Here is a 21,551-nt window from a genome sequence, read left to right as displayed (position 1 = left end):
TCATGTCCCCCTCACGCGCGGCTCCGCACAGGCCGGGCGCGGGCGGCACACGGACGACGGACGACGGACGACAAGCACAGGTGGACCAGGTGGCTCAGGTGGACAGGGCGGGCACGCGACGGCTGCCGTGGATACTGCTGGCGTCCTGGGGCGCGAGCCGGCTGGTCCTGCTGTTGTACGTCTTCAAGGTGCTGGTCTTCCCCGGCCCGGACGTCACCGGCGACGTGTCGTTCATCTACCACGGCTGGTACGAGGTCCTGCGCACCGGAACGTATCCCCAGGGCGACGTGACCTGGCAGTACCCCCCGGCGGCCGCCCTCGCGATCCTGTCCCCGGCGCTTCTGCCCTTCCTGGACTACGCGTCGGCCTTCTTCGTCCTCGCCCTCCTCGCCGACCTCGCGGTCCTCACCCTGCTCCTTCACGCGGGCTCCCGCCCCGGCCGGACGCGACGCGGCGCCTGGGTGTGGGTGGTGGGCCTGCCGCTGCTCGGCCCGACCGTGTACGCGCGCTACGACGTGATGGTGACGGCGGTGGCGGTGGCCGCGCTTCTCGCCGGCAGCCGCCACCCGCGCGTGATGGGCGCCCTCGTGGCCTTCGGCGCCCTGCTGAAGGTGTGGCCGGTCCTGCTCCTCCTCGGCGCCCGCACACGCGCGGCCTGGGCCTCGGCGGCGGTGACGGCGGGCTCCCTGGCCCTCCTCTTCGCCCTCGCCATGCCCGGCGCCTTCGACTTCCTGAGCTTCCAGCGCGACCGGGGCACCGAGGTGGAGTCGCTGGGCGCCCTCGTCTTCCACGTGGCCCGGCAGTTCGGCTGGAACGGCCAGGTGCTGCTGAACTACGGCTCGGTGGAGTTCCTCGGCGACTACGTCGACGTCGTCAGCAACGCGGCCCTGCTGCTCAGCGCGGCCGCGTTCGCCTGGCTGCTGCTGTGGCGGGCGCGCGCCCGGCGGTTCGCGCCGCACACCCTCGCGGACGCCGCGTTCGTGGCGGTGCTGATGTTCACGACGACGAGCCGGGTGATCAGCCCGCAGTACATGGTGTGGCTGGTCGGCCTGGCGGCGGTCTGCCTCTGCTTCCGTGCGAGCCGGATGACGACCCCGGCGGTCGTCGTCCTCGTCGCGAGCTTCGTGACCGTCCTGGAGTTCCCGATCTGGTTCGGCCACGTGGTCATGAGCGACTGGCTGGGCGTGACCCTCATGTTCCTCCGCAACGGCCTCCTGGTCCTGGCGACGCTGCTGGCGGCCTTGGAACTGTGGCAGGAGCACGCGCCCCGTAAGGGGCGCGGGGAACTGCGCGACCAGCCACACGCAACGCGCAGCCAAGAACCCCACCCGGGGGTCTGGGAGCGCGGCCCCCAGCGGATGGGAACGGGTAGGGGCGGCGGGGGCGAAACCCTGGATCAGCCGAGCTGACCCCGCACATACTCCCGCCACCGCGCCGTGAACTCATCGAGCGTCGTCCCCAGCACCTCCTTCAACGCCCCCTCCACAGCCCCGGCGCGCCGCCCGTGCTCACCCACGGCACGGTAGAACTCGTTCAGCCTCACCTCACCCCACCGGTCCGCGATCATCCGACAGGCCAGCCAGCCCCCCTCGTACGCCCGCGCGAGCCCGGTCGCGTCCCCGGCGAAGCCGAAGTCCGCGTCGTCCGGCAGCGCGTCCGGGAGCCGCCCCTCCGCCACCGCGCGCCGCAGCTCCGGAGCCACCTCGGCCGCCGTACGGCCGCTCGACCGGTAACCGACCCAGTCCGCGTACCCCTCGGAGAGCCACAGGGGCGTCGCGGCGCCGGTGTGGGCGCGAGTGGCGACATGGGCGGTCTCATGGGTGAGGACGACCTGTCTGCCGAAGGCACCGAGGACGGGGTACGCGTCGGGGTTGACGATGATCCGGTCGGCCGGCGCCTTCGCCGAGCCTCCCGTCTCACCGGTGGTGACCGCCGCGATCCCCCGGTACCCGGAGGCGGGCGCCCCCAGCAGCCCCGCCATCCCGTCCAGCGACTTCGGGACGAGGACCACGACCCGCCGGGACCAGTCCTCGCCCCACGCCCGGGTCACGGCGGGCACGGCCCGGTCCGCCAGCTCCGCGTACCCCCGCAGGGACCGCTCCGCCTGCCCGACCCCGAGCACCAGGCTGTGCTCGCCCCTGACGGCCCGTATCTCCCCCTGCTCCCACAGCTGCTCGGTGCCCTTCTTCGAGGGCTCGTCGGAGGCGACCCGCCAACCGCCGCCGTCGGCTCGGGTCAGGGTCAGCGTGCGTACGGCCGTGACGGGCGCCTTGTCGTAGCCGCGTATCCGGTAGCGCAGCGCCGCCTCGGCCGTGACCCGGTCCCCGGCGCGGCGGAAGGTGTTGAGGTGGTACGACCAGGACGTCAGGGGGAGCGCGCGGAGGTTCTCGAACTCGGCGGTCCCGGTGGCCAGTTGCCCCTGGACCGAGCCGGTCGGCGCCTCCGTCGACCGGAACGCCGTCGCGTCCCGGTCCAGCACCGCCTCCGCCCGCCGGTCGAGCACCCGCTGGACATCGGCCCGGGCGGCGTCGGCCGCGTCGGCGCCCCCGCAGCCGACGAGCACGGCCAGGGCCACCCCTACGGTTCCCGCGACCTTCGGGAGCACACGCCTTCGACCAGCCACGCCCCGATCGTACGGTGGTCAGGGGCGGGTGACCGAGGCCACCGGCATCATGCCGACGGGGTCGTAGCGGACCGGGGCGCCCGGGTAGGGGGCGTGGATGACCTGGCCGTTGCCGACGTACATGCCGACATGGCTGGCGTCCGAACGGTAGGTGACGAGGTCGCCGGGCTGGGCCTGGGAGAGCGGGACCTGGGTGCCGGCGTACCGCTGGGCCTGCGAGGTGCGCGGCAGCCCGACCCCGGCCTGCGCGTACGACCAGACCATCAGGCCCGAGCAGTCGAAGCCGCTGGGACCCGTCGCACCCCACACATACGGCTTGCCGAGCGCCGAGCGGGCGGCGGCCACGGCGGCGGCCGCGCGGCCGTTGGGCGCGACGGCACCCGAGAGGTCCGGCATGTCGGTGCGATCGCCGCCGGAGCGGGAGGCGCGGTCGTACTCGGCGCGCTCCTCGTCCGGGAGGGAGTTGAGCAGCTGCCTGGCCCGGGCGAGCTTCGCCTCGACGGTCCGCTTGTGCCGGGCGACGGCCTTGCGGCTCTTCTCCAGTTCGGTGAGCCGGTCGGAGGCCTCCTCGCGCTTCTGGGCGATGGCGCGCATGGCGTGCTGGAGGTCCCGCAGTTCGCCCGCCTGATGGGTGCTGACCCGGTCCAGGGCGGCGGCCCTGTCGAGATAGTCGTCCGGGTCGTCGGAGAACAGCAGGGCGAGCGAGGGGTCGAGGGCGCCGGAGCGGTACTGGGCCCCGGCGAGCGAGCCGAGCGCCCCCCGCATGGCGTTGACGCGGTCCTGCTGCCGGGCGATGGCGTCCTGCGCGTCGCCGACTTGGTCGCGCAGCTTGTCGGCGCGCTCGTCGGCCTTGTTGAACGCCTCGGTGGCCTGTTCGGCCTCCTCGTAGAGCCGGTCCACCTCGGCCCGGGTGTCGTCGTGCGGCGCGGCGGCGGCCGGCTGGACGGGGATGGCGCCGAGGGCGGCGACCGCGGCGGACAGCACGCCCAGAGCGGCGGCTGCGCCCCGGTCGAACCCGGACGGTACAAGACGACTGTGGGACACCACGGGAAGCCGCACTCCCTTCGACGGCGGACAGGGCCCTCCCCCGGCACCGGCAGGGCGCCCTCGATGGGCGCACTCACGGCGGGTGAGGGAAGCGCGGCCGACAGTAGCCGCGCGACCCTGTCACAGCCAAAGACCTACGCGGCCACACAGCGTGACGCTCGACCTGGGGGCCAGGTCACCGGCGGGACGCGGGGTCAGCGCGAGGTGCGGGAATTCGCCCGTTCGGGCGGAGCTGTGTCCTGATCTTGAAGAAAAACAGGGCCGATCGTCACACGGTGTGACGATCGGCCCTGATGGCTCGAAAGGGGTGCCCGGACCGGGCCGGATCAGACCCGCACGCCGAACTGGAACGGCATGTTGCTCATCGCCTCGTAGCGCACGACCGTGCCGGAGCGCGGGGCGTGCAGGACCTGCCCGTTGCCGGCGTAGAAGCCGACGTGGTGGATGTCGCTGTAGAAGAAGACCAGGTCGCCGACCTGGAGATCGGCCTGCGAGTAGATGCGGGTGCCGATGTTGGCCTGGGCCTGCGAGGTACGCGGGATCGTGATGCCGGCCTGGGCGTACGCCCAGGAGGTGAGACCCGAGCAGTCGTAGGAGGCGGTGCCCGTGGCGCCGTAGACGTACGGCTTGCCGATCTGGCTCTGCGCGGCGGAGTACGCGGAGGCGGCGCGGCCGGGGGCGGGGTCGTCGGAGCCGAGGGCCTCGCGGGCGCTGTCGCGGGTGGCGCGGTCCTCCTCGGCGGAGAGGGCGGCCTTCTCGGCGGCCGTCAGGGAGTTGAGGAGCTTCTGCGCCTGGGCGAGCTTCGCCTGGACTTCCTTCTTCTTCTTCCCCAGGGTCTCGCGGGTGTCGGCGAGGTCGTCGAGCTTCTCGGTGGCCTCTTCGCGCTGCTGGGCGAGCGAGCGCTGCTTCTCCTGGATCTTCTTCAGCGAATCGACCTGCTGGCTGCTCAGCTGGTCCAGCGTGGCGGCCTTGTCCAGATAGTCGTCCGGGTCGGCGGAGAGGAAGAGCTGGATCGAGGTGTCGATGCCGCCGGTGCGGTACTGGGCGCTGGCCGCCTGGCCTATGCCCTCACGCAGCTCGTTGAGGTCCTCCTGGCCGCGGGCGACGTTGTCCTGGATGGTGGAGATGTCCTTCTGGAGCTTCTCCGCCTTCTCCTTGGCGCCGTTGTACTTCTCGGTGGCCGCTTCCGCCTGCTCGTAGAGCGCGTCGACCTTCGCCTTGACCTCGTCCTTGCTCGGCTTCTCGCTGGGCGCGGCGTTGGCGGCCTGCGAGGTGATGGCCACGGCGGCTGCCGCGGCGGTGGTGAGCACGGTCACACGGGTGCGGCTCGGCTGCTTCGGTCGACGGTGGGACGCCACGGAGGCGAGCTCCTTCTTCCTTCAGCCGCCTACCGACACGCCGGTGGGCGGTGCCCCTCCACCGTCGCTTCCCGTGAAGCGATCAACCGAGCGGAGGTTCGACGCCTGACCCTAGTGACCCACTTGTGATCAGTTCAAATCCTCGGGTGAAAAATCTGCGCCATGTAATGAGTTTTTTGCAGGCAACTCACGTGTGGTAGTGGCCGACTGACCGTACGTTGCACGCAGGTCCCGCCAATTCGGACACAAGAGACGGATGTTGCGCTTGGTGCGTACGGCCTTGATGGGGCATACCGGACTTCACCGAGCAGGGTCAGGTTTCAGCCACGCGTCAGGCGCTTGAGGAGCACCACGGAGGCCACCGGGCGGGCACCCGCCTTGGCGATCCCGTCGGCCACCTCACGGTCGGTGGAGGCGACGATGACGGGCCGCCCCGGCGGCTCCGCGCGCACCAGCTGGCGGATCAACTCGTCGGCGGTGACCCCCGGCTTGGAGAACAGCACCCGCACCCCGCGCGGCGGCGCGAGCAGCACCGGAGCCGCCAGCTCGGCCCCGTCGAAGACACAGGTCACCTCGGCGCCGGTCTGCGCGGCGAGCTGCGAGAGCTGGCCCAGCAGCCTGAGCCGCTGCTGTTCCAGGGGCATCTGCGGGTAGCCGGTCTTGGTGACGTTGTAGCCGTCGACGACGAGATGCGCCTGCGGCAGCGCCAGCAACTGGTCGAGGATCGCGGGGTCGTTCTCGGACAGCGCGCGGGCGGCGATGTCCTTCGGGGTCATCCGCCCCGGCTCCACCGCGTCGACCGTCTCGGCCGGCCGCACGGACACCGGCGGCAGTGCCAGCTCGCGCCTGAGCCCCTGGGCCGCTTCCAGCACGGTGTCCAGCAGCAGCCGTACGCGCATGTCCTCGACGCTGCGTCCCTCGCGGGCCGCCCGGCGGGTCGCCTCCACGGCCGCCTCGGCCTCGCCGAGCCGCGCCTTGAGCCGCCGGTTCTCGCTCTCGGCGGCGGACACCTGGATGTGCCCCTCGGAGCGCAGGGTCTCCATCTCGCCGTGCAGCTTGCGCAGGGCGGCCTCGCCGCGCTTGACGTCGCTGAGTGCGGCCCGCAGCTTGCGGTGGAGCGAATCGGCCTCCTTCTTGGCCGATTCCAGCTCCGTGCGCAGCCGTTCCGTCTCCGTCTTCGTATGCTCGCGGGCCTCGGCGAGCTGTTCGCGCAGCCGCTCCAGCTCGGCGCGACTCTCCTCGTCGGCGCGCTCGGCGTCCGCCCGCTGCGCCTCCTCGCCGGCGGCGGCCACCAGCTTCACCCAGCCCGCGGGGCGCAGCACATAGGCCGCGGCCGCCACGTCCAGCGGGTCCGCGGCCGGCGGCGGCGTGCCCGAGTCGAGGGCACCGCACAGCTCCGGCTGGGACTCCCTGAACCGCTCCCCGATCCGCTGTCTGAAAAGCGTGTCGCTCTCCACGGCGGCCGCCATCGCGTTGCCCGCGAACTTCACCCGACGGTTCGGGGCGAAACGGGCGTACTGCCTGAGCTGGGCGGGGAGTTCGGCCATCGTCAGCCCGCCGAAGCCGTCGGAGACGATCTGCACGACCCGTTTGCGCACGCCCTCGGGCAGCGGACGGTCGAGCACCTCGGCGGCGCCGTCGCCCGGCCCCCCGCCCGTGGTCTCCACCATCCGTCAACACCCCTATGTCTGTGCGGGGCCGCTCCCTCTCAGGAGTCGGCGCCCGGCCTGTCCACGAGTTCCACCTGGTCCACGGCGTTGCACCAGCGGCAGCGCACCGACTCGATGGTCTCACTGACCACCTCGCGCTCCTCGACCTTCGGTTCCCCGGCGAGATCGAGGTGCAGATATTCGACGACCTTCGACGAGCGGGTCACGTCGAAACGCGTGAGATTGCCGCAGAGCGTGCAGCGCCAGCGGGTCGAGGCCGTCGGCAGGGGAACCGTCATCGTGGCTGCTCTTCCTTCTTCCAGTCTCCGTGACGCGCCGGCCTCCCGGTGCGTGTGGCTCGTAACCCTACGGCCTGACCGGTACTCGCCGCCCGTCCGCCCGCGGTGCGCCCCCGGTGGCACCGCCGATCGCCTCCGGCGGCGAGGCGGTCTGTGCCGGTGGGTCCTGTTACGTCATGCTCTGTTCATGATCGGCAAGTGGAGCGCACGTTTGTTCAGGGCTCGGTCCGCCCCCGGGGCGCGGCCGCCGGCCGGCCGGGCCGTACGGAACGAGTCGGCACCGGTGACGTACACCCTGATCGCCGTCTGCTGCCTGATCTTCCTGATCGGCCCCGCGTCGGGCCTGAACCCGGCGTACGGCACCGGCGACGAGCTGCTCGCCGCCCAGCGGGCCTATTTCCGCCGCTGGGGTGTCGTACCGGTCGAGCTCTTCTCCGGCTCCCCCAGCGCCGCCCTGACCCCCGCCACAGCCCTCTTCATCCACGGCAGCTGGCTCCACCTCCTCGGCAACATGCTCTTCCTCTACGTCTTCGGTGCGATGGCTGAGGAACGCATGGGCCATGTGGAGTTCGCCCTCTTCTACGTCGGCTGCGGCTATCTCGCCCTGGTGGCGTACGCGGCCGCCCACGCGGACTCGCAGCAGTCGCTGGTCGGCGCGTCCGGGTCGATCTCCGCGGTCCTCGGCGCGTTTCTGTTCCTGTTCCCCGGGGCACGCGTGACGAGCCTCTTCCCGTTCCTCTTCTTCCTGCCGTTGCGCTTCCCCGCCTGGGTGACCCTGCCGTTCTGGGTGAGCCTCCAGTGGCTGGCCGCGGGGCGCGAGACATCCGGGCCCGGGGTCGCCTATCTGGCCCATCTGGTGGGGTTCGGACTGGGATTCGTCTGCGCGTGGGTGCGATATGGGCGTACGACTAGAGTGAAAGCCCCAGTGAACGCGCCAGCGCCGGCCCCCGAGGGAGAGAACCAGCCGTGATCACCGCGATCGTGCTCATCAAGACCAGCGTGGACCGGATTCCGGAGATCGCGGAGTCCATCGCCGCGATCGATTCTGTGACCGAGGTGTTCTCCGTGACCGGTACGTACGATCTGGTCGCCATGGTCCGGGTGAAGGAGCACGAGGATCTGGCCGATGTGATTCCGGGGCGTATCAGCAAGATTCCCGGGGTTCTGGGGACGGATACGCATGTGGCGTTCCGTGCTTACTCCCAGCATGACCTTGAGGCTGCGTTCGCCATCGGGTTGGACGGATAGCGGTCGTACGGCGAGTGCGGGTATGTGGGGGTTGGTCGCGCCCACGCGGCGGAGCCGCGCATTGGCACAGCCCCGCGCCCCTGGAAGCTTGCAGGCGCAAGAAGATGAAGAAGTACTCATCCTGTGCTCATCCTCGGAGACTGGTCCCCTCCGCAGGATCGTTCCCATGGTCTTCTCTCGCCGGATCGCGGCCCTTGCCGCCGTCGTGGCGATTCCGCTCGGTATCGCCACGACCAGTTTCGCCCTGACCGACAGCCCGGAGGCCCCAAAAGTGCCGCCGATCGTGCCGCCGAAGGTGGAGTTGGAGAGTGGGTCGCCCAGTCCTACGCCTTCGCGGCCGGAGGCGACACCCAGTGACGAGGTCGTGTCACGGCCTCCGGTGACCGACAGCCCGGCGAGTGATGACGATGACGGCAACCCTGGGCAGGACGGACAGGACGACGACGGAGCCGGTGACGACGGCTGAGGCGCCGCCGCGCGGCGGGTCTCGGCCCGGGTCCGGATCCTGCTGTGGCTGCTGCTGGTGATAGCGGTGTCGCTGGCCTCGGTGGCGACGACCACGCGGTCGATCCTGTTGTGGGACGTGGACCAGCGGATCAACGAACTGCTCGTGCCGGAGGCCGGGGAGTTCACCCACTTTCAGGCGCAGGGGGTCGATCCGGAGACCGGGCGGCCGTTCACCGAGCCGTCGCGGCCGCTGCGGGTCTTCCTGCAGCGGCAGAACGCCGATCTGGACGAGGAATTGATCGGACTGGTGGGCCGGACGGGCCACGCCCCCACTTAGATCAGCCAGCAACGGGAGATTCCCGTCGCGCTGCCGTTGCACAAGAACGCCGACGCCCGGCGCGAGATCTTCCGCCCGCCCGAGTCGACGGGGACGCCGGAGCGGGCGGCCGGGGAGATCCGCTGGGCGAAGGTGGAGGTGGCCAGGTACGGGTCCGAGGCGGACGCGGCGTTCGTGGTCGCCTTCCATCCGGCGAGCGAGAAGGTACGCGCGAACGAGGTGTTCCGCGTACTGCTCGCCATCTCCGGGGTCACCCTGCTGATGACGACCGGTATCGCGTGGGTGGTCGCGGGGCGGATCCTCAAGCCCGTACGGCTGGTGCGGTCCGCAGCGGCCCAGCTCACCGAGCAGAACCTCACACGGCGCATCCCGGTGCACGGCCGGGACGACGTGGCCGCGCTCATCGAGACGTTCAACGCGATGCTCGACCGGCTGGAGCGGGCCTTCGCCGCGCAGCGGGAGTTCGTCGACGACACGGGGCACGAGTTGCGCACGCCCATCACGATCGTGCGGGGCCATCTGGAGCTGATGGGCGACGATCCCGCCGAGCGCGAGACCGACAGCGAAGGGTCGCTCCCGTGAACCGCGTTCTCATCGTCGAGGACGAGGAACGCATCGCCTCCTTCGTGGAGAAGGGCCTGCGTGCGGGCGGCTTCACCACGACCGTGGTCGGGGACGGCGACGCGGCGTACGAGTACGCCTTCACCGGCGGCTTCGACCTGATCGTCCTCGACATCGGGCTGCCCGGGCGCGACGGGTTCACCGTGCTGCGCGAGTTGCGCGAGGCCCGGGTGACCGTGCCGGTGATCGTGCTGACCGCGCGGGACTCCGTACGCGACACCGTGGCCGGCCTGGAGGGCGGCACCGACGACTGGATGACCAAGCCGTTCCGCTTCGAGGAGCTGCTGGCGAGAGTCCGCCTTCGGTTGCGTACGGCGGCCCGGGCGCCTCGACGGCCGCGATCAGACAGCCGGGACGCAACGGCCGTCCTCCGTGCGGTAGTTCCACTTCGCGCCGTCCCGCACGAGCTCCTTCACCGCGCCCACGAACCGCTCCACGTGCTCGTCGGGCGTGCCCGCGCCGAAGCTCACCCGGATCGCGTTGAGGGACCGCTCGCCGGGCCCGGCCTCGGGGGCGCCGCACTCACCCTGGGCCTGCGGGTCGCTGCCGAGGAGCGTGCGGACCAGCGGGTGGGCGCAGAAGAGGCCGTCGCGTACGCCGATGCCGTACTCGGCGGAGAGAGCCGCGGCGAAGTGGGAGCTGTTCCAACCCTCGACGACGAAGGAGATGACGCCGACGCGCGGGGCGTCGTCCCCGAAGAGCGAGAGGACCCGGACCTCGGGCACCTCGGCAAGACCGGCGCGGACGGTGTCGATCAGGTACTGCTCACGGGCGACCAGCGTCTCGAACCCGGTCCCGGTGAGGGCTTTGCAGGCGGAGGCGATGGAGTAGGCGCCGATGACGTTGGGCGAGCCGGCCTCGTGGCGGGCGGCGGTCTCGTGCCACTCGACGTCCACTCCCCCGTCCGTACGCCGGGTCACCTTGCGGCTGGCGCCGCCGCCCGCGAGATACGGGTCCGCCTCGCGCAGCCAGTCGGCGCGCCCGGCGAGCACGCCGGACCCGAACGGCGCGTACAGCTTGTGCCCCGAGAAGGCGACCCAGTCCACGTCCAACTCCCGCACAGAGACGGGGTGGTGGGGCGCGAGCTGGGCCGCGTCGAGCACGATCCGCGCGCCGTGCGCGTGCGCGGCGGCGGCCAGCTCGCGCACCGGCCAGATCTCCCCGGTGACATTGGAGGCACCGGTGACGCACACCAGCGCTGGCCCCCGCGGGTCACGGCCGGCGAGGGCGCCCTCCAGGCTAGCGACGGCCTCCTGCGGCGTGCGCGGGGCGTCCAGGTACGTCACCCGTGCGTCACGCCACGGCAGCAGCGAGGCGTGGTGCTCGGTCTCGAAAACGAAGACCTGGCAGTCGGCGGGCAGCGCGGCGGCGAGGAGGTTGAGCGAGTCGGTGGTCGACCGGGTGAACACCACCTGGTCGTCGTCGCGGCAGTCGAGGAACTCGGCGACGGTCTTCCGGGCGTTCTCGAAGAGATCCGTGGACAGCTGCGACAGGTATCCGGCGCCCCGGTGCACGCTCCCGTAGTACGGGGCGTACGCCGCCACGTCGTCCCACACCCGCTGCAGCGCCGGGGCGCTGGCGGCGTAGTCGAGCGCGGCGTAGGTGACCTCACCGCCGGTGACGAGCGGGACGGTGACATCTCCTCCCAGAACGGGCAGCGAGGAATAAACGGACTGGTCGACGACAAGGGTGGAGACAGACATGGGGGGACTCCCGTGAGAGCAGGCGGAATCACCGTGCCGGACGACATGTCCACGACACAGGAAAGGGGAAGGGGTGAAATGCGTAGGCGGGGCTCTGCGGCCCTATCGCATTCGCTTGCTCACGGAAGGCTCCCTCGAACGACCCAGGACCCCTGGTTTCGCGAGGGGTCCGCGCTTGCCGTAGACCTCTCTGCCTACGACCTGGTCTTCACCCGGGGCACCCCGCCACGGACGGAGGGTTGCCGGACAGCCGGCCGGGGCCTTTTGGCTGTCGCTCATGACCTGCCGAAAAACGTACGTGAAGTGATCGCCGCGCCGCAACTTCTGTCCGGATGGCGGGATACACGGAGGGCGCGGGTGGATGAGGTTGCGGGGCGGGTGCGGGTGAGTGGGCGAGCAGCCGTGCACAACCCGTACCCGCCCCCACAACCCCAAGGCGGTTTTCATTCCCGCACGCCGCACAGGCCGCACACATCACGAAGATCGTCCGCCACCGGCCCTTGCGTGAAGAGCGGCAAACGCACCAGCGCAACGGTCTGCGTGCTGGCCGGCCTCACCCGCCGCCGGGTGTCCCCCTGAACGTCTCGCGAGGCGACACCACCGTCGCGCGCGGCATGACTGTGGCTCACGCCGGGTAGCCGCCGAAGCGCCGCTCTCGCTGCCGGAGGTCCTTCAGCGCGGTGTCGAAGTCGGCTCGTGTCATGTCGGGGAACAGAAGAGGGGAGAAGTACAGCTCGGCGTACGGGGACATCAGGGGAAAGAAGGACGACATACGGACGGCCCCGCCGGTACGGATGAGGAAGTCGACCTGTTCCGGGACATATGCGTTGCTGGTCAGGATTTCCTCGGTCATGGCCGGGATCTTCCCGTTGAGCCTGTTGAAGATTCCGATGATCTCGCGGGAGAGGGACATTCCCATGATGTAGTGCAGCGTGAACTCGGAATCCGTGTCCGACGCCTTCCGTATTTCCTCCAGCGATTCGAGGTAGCGGTCGGGCACTAGGTCGAGCGACCCGGAGAACGAGAAGTTGCAGTTGGCGTGAGAGCGTCGCGCCACATCGTCGAACGCGTCCAAGAACGTTGTCACTGCGGACTCGGGGCGGCTGAAGTTCGCGGCGGAGGAGGTCGTGATGTAGAGGGTCGTGATGCCTTCCTCTCTGGCCCAGCCGATGAACTCGATGATCTTGTCCGCCATCGCCTTGTAGCCCTCGTCGAGGGAGACGCCGTTTTCGATGGACCAGCGGCGCATGCCGTCCGGCAGAAGCATCAAGTTGGTCACCGTGATCTCCTTTGATGAATGCGCTGTGCGCGAAGATGTGCGGGTGTGCGTCGACGGCATGGTGAATGAGGGGGCCGACAAGGGAGGGACGGGTGTCGTCACGGTCCGCCGGCCGAGCCACTGCCCGCGCTTACCGCGATACCGGCTCGATCTCCGTGGTGTTGCGGCCGTCAACATGGCCGAAGTGGACAAGGCCAAGGTCGGTGAACAGGTTCCGGCGCGTTTCAGCGCCGCCGAAGTCCAGGACATCCGAGTGCGTGGCCAAAGCACCGGTGATGGGAGCACAAGAGCGACCGCTGTGGTTGAGCACCAGAAAGACCGGGCGCTCCCGCGACGCTCCCAGGTTGTTCAGTGGCCCCTGGGCCAGGGTCTCCCGTGAGGTTCCCGGCGCCGATCACCGACCGGCCCGATTCGCCGTTCAGCCGACGGGTCCTGGTCGGCCCGTCCGCATACGACGGGGCGGTGGCGGCACGGGAATCCTCCACGAGGTCGTGCGCGGACTCCGCTCCGGAAGGGCAGCCCGACTCCGCCCGCCTGCCGCAGGCTCTCAAAGTCCTTGCGACGGCCGGTGATCAGCTTGTGGATGCAGGCCCGATGCCCGGTGGCGAACTCGAGCGCGTCTCGCGGGAAGTCAAAGACCCCGTGCAGAGCCGAGGTGAACTCGGCCACGGCCAGGTTCGGGCCCGAATGCCCGCCGATCGCTCGCACCTTCTCGATCAGGAAGGCGCGGATCTCCCTCACTGGGTGCGGCAGTGGCTCCGGCACCGGCGACCGCAAGTCGTCAGACAGAGTGACCGACTCCAGGAGTTTCGCCACGTGTACGGTCACACCGGTCACAGCTTCCGGCCGTAATCGCCGATCCGCCGAGTCCAGGCTCCTATTAAATGACTGAGTACAGCCCTTCATTCATGCCCCCGTCATCCATCCCCCGTCCCCGTCGAACCGCCGCTCCAGCCGAAGCCGGGGCGCACAGATCACCACGGGGGAATGCACATGACACTAACACCGTCTGCCCCTCCTGCACAGTTACTTTCTTCTCTTCCCGGCGGGGTCGGCATGTTCTGTCGATGCGCCAGGCCGCAGACCTCTACCCCGCGAGGAAGCCGTCCGGATCGCCTTGAGGTCAAGCAGTGGAGACCGGCTCCCGACGCCGAACTGACGGTGAACGAGCGGGTACGCCTGAAGGAACTCGAACAACACAACTGCGAGCTGGAGACCGAAGTCGCCTTCCCGGGAAAAACCGCGCGTACTTCGCGAAGGATCCCCGATAGCAGGTGAGTACGAGTTCATCGACGAGATACAGCTCGGCACCGCGGCGATCCCTCCCCGAATCCGCGACGGCCAAACTGCTCGTCGAGAAAGGGAACCGGTCCGCCGGCTCATGCGCGAGCCGGGCCTTGCCCCTGCCGGCCACAGCCGACAAGGTTCAGCCTCACCAAGCCACGTCCGGTCAGGTGCCGGACTTCGTCGGCCGCAACTTCACCGGCGGCAGCGCGAGCGCCCCGGCCGCAGCCCGGTGCGCGGCGACGGCGAGACATCAGCCCGGCCCGGCCCGGCCCCACCCCGCCCGGAGCCCCCGCGTGCGGGAGCGAAGGGGCGGCGGAGTCGTTCGCCCCCGCCGCGCCGCCCGCCGCAGGCCGCTACGCGTTGGTGGCCGCGACCCACCGCTCAAGGACCCGCTGCGCCGCCCTTGAGTCGATCGACTCCACCGCCCGCTCCATCCCGCTCCGCAGCTGCTCCGCCAAGGACCCCGTCCCCGGCTCCAGGGCCACCAGCGCGGCCGCCGAGTTCAGAAGCACAGCGTCCCGCACGGGCCCGGTCTCACCGCCCAGCAGCCGTCGCGCGACATCCGCGTTGTAGGAGGCGTCAGCCCCCCGCAATGCCTCGACAGGCACCAGATCCAGCCCCACGTCCCGCGGGTCGAAGGCTTCCTCGGTCACCTTGCCGTCGCGTACGACCCAGACGCGGGACGTGGCGGTGGTGGTCAGCTCGTCGAGGCCGTCGTCGCCGCGGAAGACCAGGGAGGAGTTACCGCGCTCGGCGAAGACGCCCGCCATGATCGGGGCCATCCGGGGGTCGGCGACACCGACCGCCTGGGCCTTCACCTTCGCCGGGTTGGCCAGCGGCCCGAGCGCGTTGAAGACGGTCCGGATGCCCAACTGCCCGCGCGCGGCCGCCACATGACGCAGCGCCGGGTGGAACTTCACCGCGAAGCAGAAGGTGATCCCGGCCTCCTCCGCGACCTCGGCCACCCGCTTCGGCGTCAGCTCCAGGTTGACGCCGAGCTTCTCCAGCACATCGGACGCGCCGGACGCCGACGACGCGGCCCGGTTGCCGTGCTTGACGACCTTCGCGCCCGTACCGGCGACGACGATCGACGACATCGTGGAGATGTTGACCGTCTTGGCGCCGTCCCCGCCCGTACCGACGATGTCGACGGTCTTACCGGACACCTCGATCACATTGGCGTGCTCGTACAGCGCCTGGACGAGACCGGTGATCTCGTCGACGGTCTCCCCCTTGGCCCGCAGCGCCACCACGAACCCGGCGATCTGCGCGTCCGTCGCCTCGCCGCGCATGATCTGGTCCATCGCCCAGAACGTGGCGCCGGCGTCCTGGTCGTGCCCGGACAGCAGCGCGTTCAGCACCGCGGGCCAGGAACGGCCCGCCGCGGTGTCGCCTCCAGCGGGGGTCACAGCGCTCATACGGCCGCTCCTGAGTCGTCGGTTTCAGCCAGCCATCCCCTACGCAGGGAGGAACCCACCCTATCCAGCCGCGGGCGTCCGCAGGGACCCGGTCTCCGCCCCGCGCCGTACAAACGTTTCCCGCCATCGCCACGCACGCCACCGATCACTCCGCCGAACCGGTCAGGAATCTCACATTTGGTTGCTGAAACATGCATGCGCATAGCGGCCAGAGTTAGACCAACCACTTCGGCGGCACATCCGGACATCACGGAAATCTACACCCACACATCGAACGTTACCATCTAGTTATCTGGATGAGATCTTTTCGTTACCATCGTGATCATAGAGTTACCTCGCTTTTTGTAGCGGTTACGAAACGTGCACGACACCAAGCCGCTCAAAGGAAGCACGGGGGATTTACGGGGAATCTTGCAGCGCGCTCGCATCTTTGCGAAACCTCCCAAAATCGCCCGCTCCACGCACGGCACTGCCACCGCAAAAATGGGGGGTTTTGTGGTATTAACTCGCGTTGTCGATGTAGTCAATTTCATGCCGGAAAAAGTGGTTCGCAACAGCGAGTCGCATTCCGAAGACGGCGGCGACCTGAGCGATCACACGTTCTTCGCGGGCGTTCACGAACGACGCTTCGCATGGCCCGAATATTCTTCCGCCCAGTTGGGTACCGCCGCACTCAGCAAACTGCTTGAGCGTAACGGTGTGGACGCGGCAGCCGTGGATCTCATCATCTGCGCCTCCCAACTCAACGACGCCTTCTCACCTGGCGTCGGTACAGCCATTCAGCACGCGGTGGGCGCCACCTCGGCAGCCGTGCTGCAGGTGGACAACGGCTGCTGCTCCTGGATCTCCTCCGTCAACACGGCCAAGGCGTTCATCGATTCGGGCCAGTACCGCACGGTGGCCGTGGTAACGGTCACCAACTTCGTCTCACGGCTGGAAGAATTCCAGCAGAGCCCGGAATCCCGAGTGCTCGGCGACGGAGCATCCGCGACCTTGCTCACCGCCGGCACAGAACCCACCATTCTCTCCGTACACGAACAGGCCTTCGGCGAGAACTGGGGAGCGCTCAAGGTAGAACCGAGTGCCGTCGACGGCATAGAAATCCCCTACTGGGCTGACGGTTCCGGCGCACTGACGGTGAAGTTCGACCAGAAGATGCTGGCACGTCTTTGGACCGTCACCATGGAGCAACTTCCGCGGGCCGTCGACATCGCTCTGAAAAAAGCCGGCGTGCGCAACGAGGACATCGCCCGCCTCATCACACACCAGCCGAACGAGAAATATGTCGCGGAGTGGCGGAAGCGCTGCGGTTTCGATGATTCACGGGCGCACGACACTCTGAGCACCTACGGGAACCTCTTCCAGGGCTCCCTTCCCGTGACCTTCGCCGACGCCCTGGAGAAAAACCTGGTCTCCCCAGGAGATCTCATCGCGTTCGGCACTTTCTCACACGGCGGCGAACTCGTCGCCTCCATGGTCTGGCGCTGGAATTGAGCCATCCGGCAACCGCGCCGCCCTGCGTTCACCACCACTTCATCAGGAGGAAAAATGGCCACCCGCGTCCCTGACGAGTCGGGCCTCAGGCAGAACTACGTCCTCGACCGGTCCGACCTTCAGGATCTGGACCTGGTGTGGAACGAGAACACCGGCATGGACGACATGATGAAACTGATGGAAAGCAAGACGAAGGAGACCTACGACCACACCGAGATATTCGGTCAGTACTGCTCCCTCGCCGAGCACGTCAACGTGCCGTACGACATCGTGTTCGAGTACTGCGCCAACGCCCGTTCCCTGGAGGAATGGACGTACAGCATCCGCAACATGAAGCACGTGGGCGGCGGCCTCTACCGGGCCGACGAGATGATCCAGCCGAACACTGACATCTACATCCGGGCCGACGCGCAGAAGGGCCCCGAGCACGGCCTCGTGATCTACCCGTGCGCCTGGGACCAGGGCCACGAGCTCTGGATGCGCTACTACCTGACGATCATCGACTCGGCGAAGGTCCTCGACAAGCCGGGCACCGTGGTGCTGTGGACCAACAGCAAGCACCCGTACTACGACCGTTCGACGCCGAACGTGCCCGACTACATCGCTGAGGGCCGCGCCCGTACCGACCGCGTCTGGGTCGGTGACATCTGGCCCATGTTCCACGCCGGCCACAGCATCGAGATGGGCAACCTCAAGCGGATCCTCGAGCATCGTTTCGGCGCGCCGCAGAGCTGACGCCGCACAGCCACTACGGACGGGGGCAGGAATATGCGGCTGGCTGACGCACTGGTCACGGTTCTGCGCGACCTGGACACGAGGTACGTCTTCGGTGTCAGTGGCGCGAACATCGAGCACATCCACGACGCCGTCGAACGACTCGGGCAAGGGCGCCTCGCCTCCGTCCTGGCGAAACGGGAGGACGGCGCGGCGTTCATGGCCGACGCCCGGGCCCGGATCCACCGGACACTGGGCGTGTGCTGCTCGACCTCGGGCGGCGGCATGGTGAACCTGGTGGCGGGACTGGCCGAGTCCTACGCCGAATCAGTGCCGGTTCTGGCCCTCATCGGCCAGCCTCCGGCCGCCCTGGACGGCAAGGGATCCTTCCAGGACTCCTCCGGCTTGGGCCGCACTGTGGACGCGCTGCCCCTGCTGAGTGCCGTCACCAAGAAGACCGTCCGGATCACCGATGCCGACGCGTTCTGGCCCTGTCTGAGGGACGCGATCAGCACGGCCCTCAGCGGCCGCAAGGGTCCCGTGGCCCTCCTCATTCCCAGGGACAGTCACGAACTGGAAGTCGGTGAGCCACCCGCCGACTGGGCCCCCGACATCAGCGCCTTCATCGATCCGGAGCCGGTCGACGAGGCAGCGGTGCACGCGCTCTTCGAGCGCCTGAGCGAGGCCCGTTCGCCGGTCCTGCTGCTCGGCCACGGGGTCCGCCGGTCATGTGCCCCCGAAGCCGTGCGAATCTTCGCGGAACGGACTCGCATCCCCGTCGTGACGACCATGGGCGCCCGGGGCGAATTCCCCAACGACAACCCCCTGTATCTGGGAGTTGTCGGCGAGGGAGGCCATCCCTCCGCCGCCGCCTACGTGGAGCTATCGGACTTCGTGGTGCTGGTCGGCACCGGCCTGACCATGATGACCAGAAGGGCGATGCGCGGCTGGGATCCGTCGAAGGCCGCCGCGGTCAATGTCGACCTCGGCCAGCTGACACGTTCCTCCGCCGCCGACATGCCGGTACGAGGTGACGCCGGCCGGGTGTTCCAGCTTCTGGAACAGCTGCGGGAGGTGAGCCCCTTCACGGCCCCGGTCGTCGATGGGTACACGATGACCCGCTTCCTTCCCCGGCGGGCCGCTCAGCTCTCCGGCCGCGGCGCTCCGCCCGAGCACGACGTGCTCATGCAGAGCGAGGCCGTCCAACTGATTCAGGAGCACTTGTCGTCCGAGGGGCATCTGCTGTACGACGCGGGCAACTGCAGCGTCGCCTCCATGCACTACGGATCCGTACCACCGGGATCGACATCAACGATCGCGCTGGGCATGGGAGGCATGGGTTACAGCATCGCGGGCGCGATCGGCGCCCAGCTCGGCTCGCGTGAAGGCACCCGGACCGTGGTGTTCTGCGGCGACGGCGCCTTCCTGATGAGCGGGCTCGAAATACACACCGCCGTCGAACTCGGTCTGCCCATCCTGTACATCGTCTTCAACAACGGTATGCACGGGATGTGCGCCACCCGGCAGCAGAAATTCTTCGACTCCCGTATCACGGCTGTGGACTACACACCGGCCGACGTGAGCACGGTGGCACGGGGGCTCGGCGCCCCGGACAGACTGTGGGTCGCGAGCGCGGGAACCCGTGCGGAACTCGTTCGCCATCTGGACGACCACCGCATCAACTCCCACGTGCCCGGTGTTCTGGAGCTCCGGCTCCCCGTTGAGGAAGTGCCTCCTTTCGCTTCCTTCCTGACAGCCGACGAGCCCACGGTGCCGGTGCCGCAGCAAGGGCAGTCGCTCATCTCGTACGAGATGAGCGGAAGCACCCTCTAGAAGCCGGCCGTCGCGCCCTCCTCCCGCTTCGTCCGCATACCCCCGCGAACACACGCCAGCCGGCCGGTGGCTTCGGGGATGTGCGGAACCCATCGGAAAGAGCACAGACATGACGATTGTTCAAGAGCTTGACCTCGCGGGCATCACGGACTCCGGACTGCGCGCCGACTACATCACGACTTCCCAGCTGTTCCGCAAGATCGGCCGCGGCCGCTACCTGGGCCGGTTCATGTTCCCCGCGGCCAAACGATCCTACTTCGACGCCTTCATCACCTTCGTCGCCTACGTCGACAACCTGGCCGACGACATCAACCACAGCGTCGAGGTCCGCGCTCGCAGGCTCGACGAGTGGGAGCGCACCTATATGGCGATCGCCAAGGGTGATCCGCTGCCCGTGGACCGGCCGCTGTCCCTCTCGGAGCAGACGGACGCGTCCCTCGCCCGGGCTCTGGTCCACACGCTGCGGACGTGGGACCTGCCCTACCTCCGTGTACCGGACTTCGTCGACGGACACCGCAAGGCCCTGACGACCTACGAGTACGCGAACGACGAGGCGCTCGACGAGTTCCTCGAGACGGTGACCCTGCTCCCCGCCGGGTGGATCAATCAGATCTTCGAACCGCAGAGCGCGGAGGCCGAGGAGCTCTGCCGGCACACGATCACGGCCTTCCAGCTGCTGGACTTCCTCTGGGACCTGCGCGAGGACCTGGACCTCGGGCGGCTCTACCTCCCGATGGAACATCTCGCCCGGTTCGGTCTGGAGCGCGAGGACCTGAATCGTCAGATTGGCAGTGGCCACATCAGCGACCCCGTGCGTGAGCTGATGCGCTTCGAGATCGGCCTGGCCAAGAAGCATTTGGACGCCGGCCGCTCCTGGCCGCAGACATTGCACCCGACGTCGCGGACGTTCATGGAGGCCGACATCCAGCTCCATGACTCGATGTTCCCCGAGCTGGCCAAGAACGGCTACGCCTTCTTCAAGAGTTCCCGGCGGGGGCTGGGACTCACATCGGGACTCATGATCACACGCACGGCCGCCGCCATCGCCCGCGCCCGGAAGATCAACCAGCAGTCGATACGCGGTGGTTACCGTGTGCGCGCTCCTTTCCAGAACGGCATCACCGAGTAGCCCGCCCTACCTTCCCTTCCCTAGGAGCACAGACCATGACGCGCAGCGCGGTCCTCAGCGGTCTGGGGACCTGGGTCCCACCTCAGGTGGTCACGAACGACATGCTCGCGACCGAACTGGACACGACCGACGAGTGGATCAGAACCCGCACCGGCATTGCCCGGCGCCATGTGGCGTCTCCCGGCATGAGCACCGGCCACTTGGCGACAGAGGCCGCCCGGCGCGCGCTGAAGTCCGCAGATGTCGACCGGGTGGACCTGGTGGTGGTGGCCACGAGCACCCCCGACCGCCCCTGTCCCGCGACGGCCCCCGTGGTGGCCGAAGCCCTCGGGCTCGCCGGGGTGGGAGCGTTCGACGTAGCCGCGGTGTGCACCGGCTTCGTGTACGGGCTGGCCGCCGCAGCGGGGCTGATCGGAACCGGGGTGGTCGACACGGCTCTGGTTGTCGGGGCGGACACCTTCTCCACGATCCTCGATCCCGGTGACCGCACCACCCGGGTCATCTTCGGCGACGGCGCCGGTGCCACGGTCCTCCGGGCCGGCGACCGGGGGGAGAACGGCGCGTTGCTCGGGTTCGACCTGGGCAGCGACGGCCGGGGAGTGGATCTCATCACCGTCCCGGCCGGTGGGTCGGAACAGCGGCTCAGCGGAGCTGATCCGGCTCCGTCGGACGCCTATTTCCACATGGACGGCCCTCAGGTCTTCGCTCGCGCGGTCCGGCACATGAGCGGTTCGGTACGCAACGTCCTCGACCGCGCCGTGCTGACACCGGACGACATCGCCCATCTGGTCCCGCACCAGGCCAATGTGCGCATCCTCGACACCTGCGCAAGGGAGTTGGGCCTGCCACCGGAGCGAGTCGTGAAGAACATCGACCAGGTCGGCAACACCGTGGCCGCGTCCATTCCACTGGCACTCGCCGCGGGCGCGACGGCCGGACGGTTCGAAGCGGGGCAGTCGGTCGTCCTCACCGGCTTCGGCGGTGGGCTGACGTGGGGCTCGGCACTGCTCACCTGGCCCGAGTCGCTCGTCGCCGTCACCGAGTGAGCAATCGTACAAGCGAGAA

18 protein-coding genes, 3 pseudogenes and 1 riboswitch are annotated in these 21,551 nt (G+C 68.9%); of the genes and pseudogenes, 12 read left to right on the top strand and 9 right to left on the bottom strand.

The features are described from left to right. Window positions 1-98: 98 nt before the first annotated feature. Window positions 99-1,409, top strand: coding sequence for a glycosyltransferase family 87 protein (locus SGFS_RS41380; protein WP_286260310.1), 1,311 nt, complete (start codon window positions 99-101; stop codon window positions 1,407-1,409). On the opposite strand, the gene SGFS_RS41375 is transcribed toward SGFS_RS41380, so the two are convergent. The 5 genes from SGFS_RS41375 to SGFS_RS41355 form a co-directional block, all read right to left on the bottom strand. Continuing rightward, complete coding sequence (locus SGFS_RS41375) at window positions 1,397-2,623, bottom strand: hypothetical protein (RefSeq protein WP_286257442.1); 1,227 nt, start codon at window positions 2,621-2,623, stop codon at window positions 1,397-1,399. The two genes, SGFS_RS41380 and SGFS_RS41375, sit on opposite strands and share 13 nt — an antisense overlap. A gap of 18 nt (window positions 2,624-2,641) precedes the next feature. Then, entirely contained in the window at window positions 2,642-3,670 is a 1,029-nt protein-coding gene (locus tag SGFS_RS41370) for a C40 family peptidase (protein ID WP_286257441.1), read from the bottom strand. A 326-nt stretch (window positions 3,671-3,996) separates the two neighbouring features. After that, window positions 3,997-5,028 carry a C40 family peptidase gene (locus SGFS_RS41365; RefSeq protein WP_286257440.1) on the bottom strand — a complete coding sequence of 344 codons (1,032 nt, stop codon included), beginning with the start codon at window positions 5,026-5,028 and terminating at the stop codon, window positions 3,997-3,999. Between the two features lie 320 nt (window positions 5,029-5,348). Continuing rightward, a complete protein-coding gene (locus SGFS_RS41360) occupies window positions 5,349-6,698 on the bottom strand; it encodes an NYN domain-containing protein (protein WP_286257439.1) in 1,350 nt (449 codons plus the stop codon). 38 nt (window positions 6,699-6,736) lie between these two features. After that, on the bottom strand, window positions 6,737-6,976 hold the full coding sequence (locus SGFS_RS41355) for a hypothetical protein (RefSeq protein ID WP_286257438.1): 240 nt from the start codon (window positions 6,974-6,976) through the stop codon (window positions 6,737-6,739). 187 nt (window positions 6,977-7,163) lie between these two features. Between SGFS_RS41355 and SGFS_RS41350 the strand changes: the two genes are divergently transcribed. From SGFS_RS41350 to SGFS_RS51550, 5 genes and pseudogenes are all read left to right on the top strand, one after another. Next, the gene (locus tag SGFS_RS41350; protein WP_286257437.1) at window positions 7,164-7,946 is read left to right on the top strand and encodes a rhomboid family intramembrane serine protease; all 783 of its coding nucleotides are present in this window, start codon (window positions 7,164-7,166) and stop codon (window positions 7,944-7,946) included. Further along, entirely contained in the window at window positions 7,943-8,224 is a 282-nt protein-coding gene (locus tag SGFS_RS41345) for an Lrp/AsnC family transcriptional regulator (protein WP_005478309.1), read from the top strand. Before SGFS_RS41350 ends, SGFS_RS41345 begins: the two co-directional genes overlap by 4 nt. A gap of 166 nt (window positions 8,225-8,390) precedes the next feature. Beyond that, window positions 8,391-8,690, top strand: a complete 300-nt coding sequence (locus SGFS_RS41340; RefSeq protein WP_286257435.1) for a small secreted hydrophilic protein — start codon at window positions 8,391-8,393, stop codon at window positions 8,688-8,690. Beyond that, window positions 8,632-9,563 (top strand): annotated as a pseudogene (locus SGFS_RS41335) (HAMP domain-containing protein); the annotation flags it as partial. The gene SGFS_RS41340 and the pseudogene SGFS_RS41335, both read left to right, overlap by 59 nt. A gap of 23 nt (window positions 9,564-9,586) precedes the next feature. Continuing rightward, window positions 9,587-9,916: pseudogene (locus tag SGFS_RS51550) on the top strand (response regulator transcription factor); the annotation flags it as partial. A gap of 54 nt (window positions 9,917-9,970) precedes the next feature. On the opposite strand, the gene SGFS_RS41330 reads toward SGFS_RS51550, so the two are convergent. Together SGFS_RS41330 and SGFS_RS41325 are read right to left on the bottom strand one after the other, a co-directional pair. Then, entirely contained in the window at window positions 9,971-11,332 is a 1,362-nt protein-coding gene (locus SGFS_RS41330; protein WP_286257434.1) for an aminotransferase class V-fold PLP-dependent enzyme, read from the bottom strand. A gap of 166 nt (window positions 11,333-11,498) precedes the next feature. Further along, window positions 11,499-11,615, bottom strand: a riboswitch (SAM riboswitch). Between the two features lie 342 nt (window positions 11,616-11,957). Then, window positions 11,958-12,611, bottom strand: a complete 654-nt coding sequence (locus tag SGFS_RS41325; RefSeq protein WP_286257433.1) for an undecaprenyl diphosphate synthase family protein — start codon at window positions 12,609-12,611, stop codon at window positions 11,958-11,960. On the opposite strand from SGFS_RS41325, the gene SGFS_RS41320 reads away from it, so the two are divergent. Further along, complete coding sequence (locus tag SGFS_RS41320; protein WP_286257432.1) at window positions 12,604-12,990, top strand: hypothetical protein; 387 nt, start codon at window positions 12,604-12,606, stop codon at window positions 12,988-12,990. The two genes, SGFS_RS41325 and SGFS_RS41320, sit on opposite strands and share 8 nt — an antisense overlap. A gap of 52 nt (window positions 12,991-13,042) precedes the next feature. Here SGFS_RS41320 and SGFS_RS51545 read toward each other — a convergent pair. Beyond that, window positions 13,043-13,517 (bottom strand): annotated as a pseudogene (locus SGFS_RS51545) (1-deoxy-D-xylulose-5-phosphate synthase N-terminal domain-containing protein); the annotation flags it as partial. Window positions 13,518-14,251: 734 nt separating this feature from the next. After that, complete coding sequence (gene trpD / locus SGFS_RS41315) at window positions 14,252-15,316, bottom strand: anthranilate phosphoribosyltransferase (RefSeq protein WP_286257431.1); 1,065 nt, start codon at window positions 15,314-15,316, stop codon at window positions 14,252-14,254. A gap of 360 nt (window positions 15,317-15,676) precedes the next feature. Here trpD and SGFS_RS41310 point away from each other — a divergent pair, with 360 nt between their 5' ends. From SGFS_RS41310 to SGFS_RS41290, 5 genes are all read left to right on the top strand, one after another. Then, the gene (locus tag SGFS_RS41310; RefSeq protein ID WP_286257430.1) at window positions 15,677-16,810 is read left to right on the top strand and encodes a 3-oxoacyl-ACP synthase III family protein; all 1,134 of its coding nucleotides are present in this window, start codon (window positions 15,677-15,679) and stop codon (window positions 16,808-16,810) included. Window positions 16,811-16,864: 54 nt separating this feature from the next. Beyond that, on the top strand, window positions 16,865-17,545 hold the full coding sequence (locus tag SGFS_RS41305) for a hypothetical protein (protein ID WP_286257429.1): 681 nt from the start codon (window positions 16,865-16,867) through the stop codon (window positions 17,543-17,545). Window positions 17,546-17,578: 33 nt separating this feature from the next. Then, the gene (locus SGFS_RS41300) at window positions 17,579-19,357 is read left to right on the top strand and encodes a thiamine pyrophosphate-binding protein (protein WP_286257428.1); all 1,779 of its coding nucleotides are present in this window, start codon (window positions 17,579-17,581) and stop codon (window positions 19,355-19,357) included. 109 nt (window positions 19,358-19,466) lie between these two features. Further along, on the top strand, window positions 19,467-20,486 hold the full coding sequence (locus tag SGFS_RS41295; protein ID WP_286257427.1) for a phytoene/squalene synthase family protein: 1,020 nt from the start codon (window positions 19,467-19,469) through the stop codon (window positions 20,484-20,486). Window positions 20,487-20,521: 35 nt separating this feature from the next. Beyond that, entirely contained in the window at window positions 20,522-21,532 is a 1,011-nt protein-coding gene (locus SGFS_RS41290; protein ID WP_286257426.1) for a beta-ketoacyl-ACP synthase III, read from the top strand. Window positions 21,533-21,551 lie beyond the last annotated feature (19 nt).

Source organism: Streptomyces graminofaciens, assembly GCF_030294945.1.
In the GTDB taxonomy this organism is placed as follows: Bacteria; Actinomycetota; Actinomycetes; order Streptomycetales; family Streptomycetaceae; genus Streptomyces; species Streptomyces graminofaciens.
Note: the sequence above shows the minus strand (reverse complement) of the source record. Positions and strands in the feature narration are given on the sequence as shown.

Excerpts from the sequence above, each read along its gene's own strand:
- SGFS_RS41360 (WP_286257439.1), bottom strand. The coding sequence starts at position 6,698 with ATGGTGGAGACCACGGGCGGGGGGCCGGGCGACGGCGCCGCCGAGGTG.
- SGFS_RS41355 (WP_286257438.1), bottom strand. The coding sequence starts at position 6,976 with ATGACGGTTCCCCTGCCGACGGCCTCGACCCGCTGGCGCTGCACGCTC.
- SGFS_RS41350 (WP_286257437.1), top strand. The coding sequence starts at position 7,164 with ATGATCGGCAAGTGGAGCGCACGTTTGTTCAGGGCTCGGTCCGCCCCC.
- SGFS_RS41340 (WP_286257435.1), top strand. The coding sequence starts at position 8,391 with ATGGTCTTCTCTCGCCGGATCGCGGCCCTTGCCGCCGTCGTGGCGATT.
- SGFS_RS41330 (WP_286257434.1), bottom strand. The coding sequence starts at position 11,332 with ATGTCTGTCTCCACCCTTGTCGTCGACCAGTCCGTTTATTCCTCGCTG.
- trpD (WP_286257431.1), bottom strand. The coding sequence starts at position 15,316 with ATGAGCGCTGTGACCCCCGCTGGAGGCGACACCGCGGCGGGCCGTTCC.
- SGFS_RS41305 (WP_286257429.1), top strand. The coding sequence starts at position 16,865 with ATGGCCACCCGCGTCCCTGACGAGTCGGGCCTCAGGCAGAACTACGTC.
- SGFS_RS41300 (WP_286257428.1), top strand. The coding sequence starts at position 17,579 with ATGCGGCTGGCTGACGCACTGGTCACGGTTCTGCGCGACCTGGACACG.
- SGFS_RS41295 (WP_286257427.1), top strand. The coding sequence starts at position 19,467 with ATGACGATTGTTCAAGAGCTTGACCTCGCGGGCATCACGGACTCCGGA.
- SGFS_RS41290 (WP_286257426.1), top strand. The coding sequence starts at position 20,522 with ATGACGCGCAGCGCGGTCCTCAGCGGTCTGGGGACCTGGGTCCCACCT.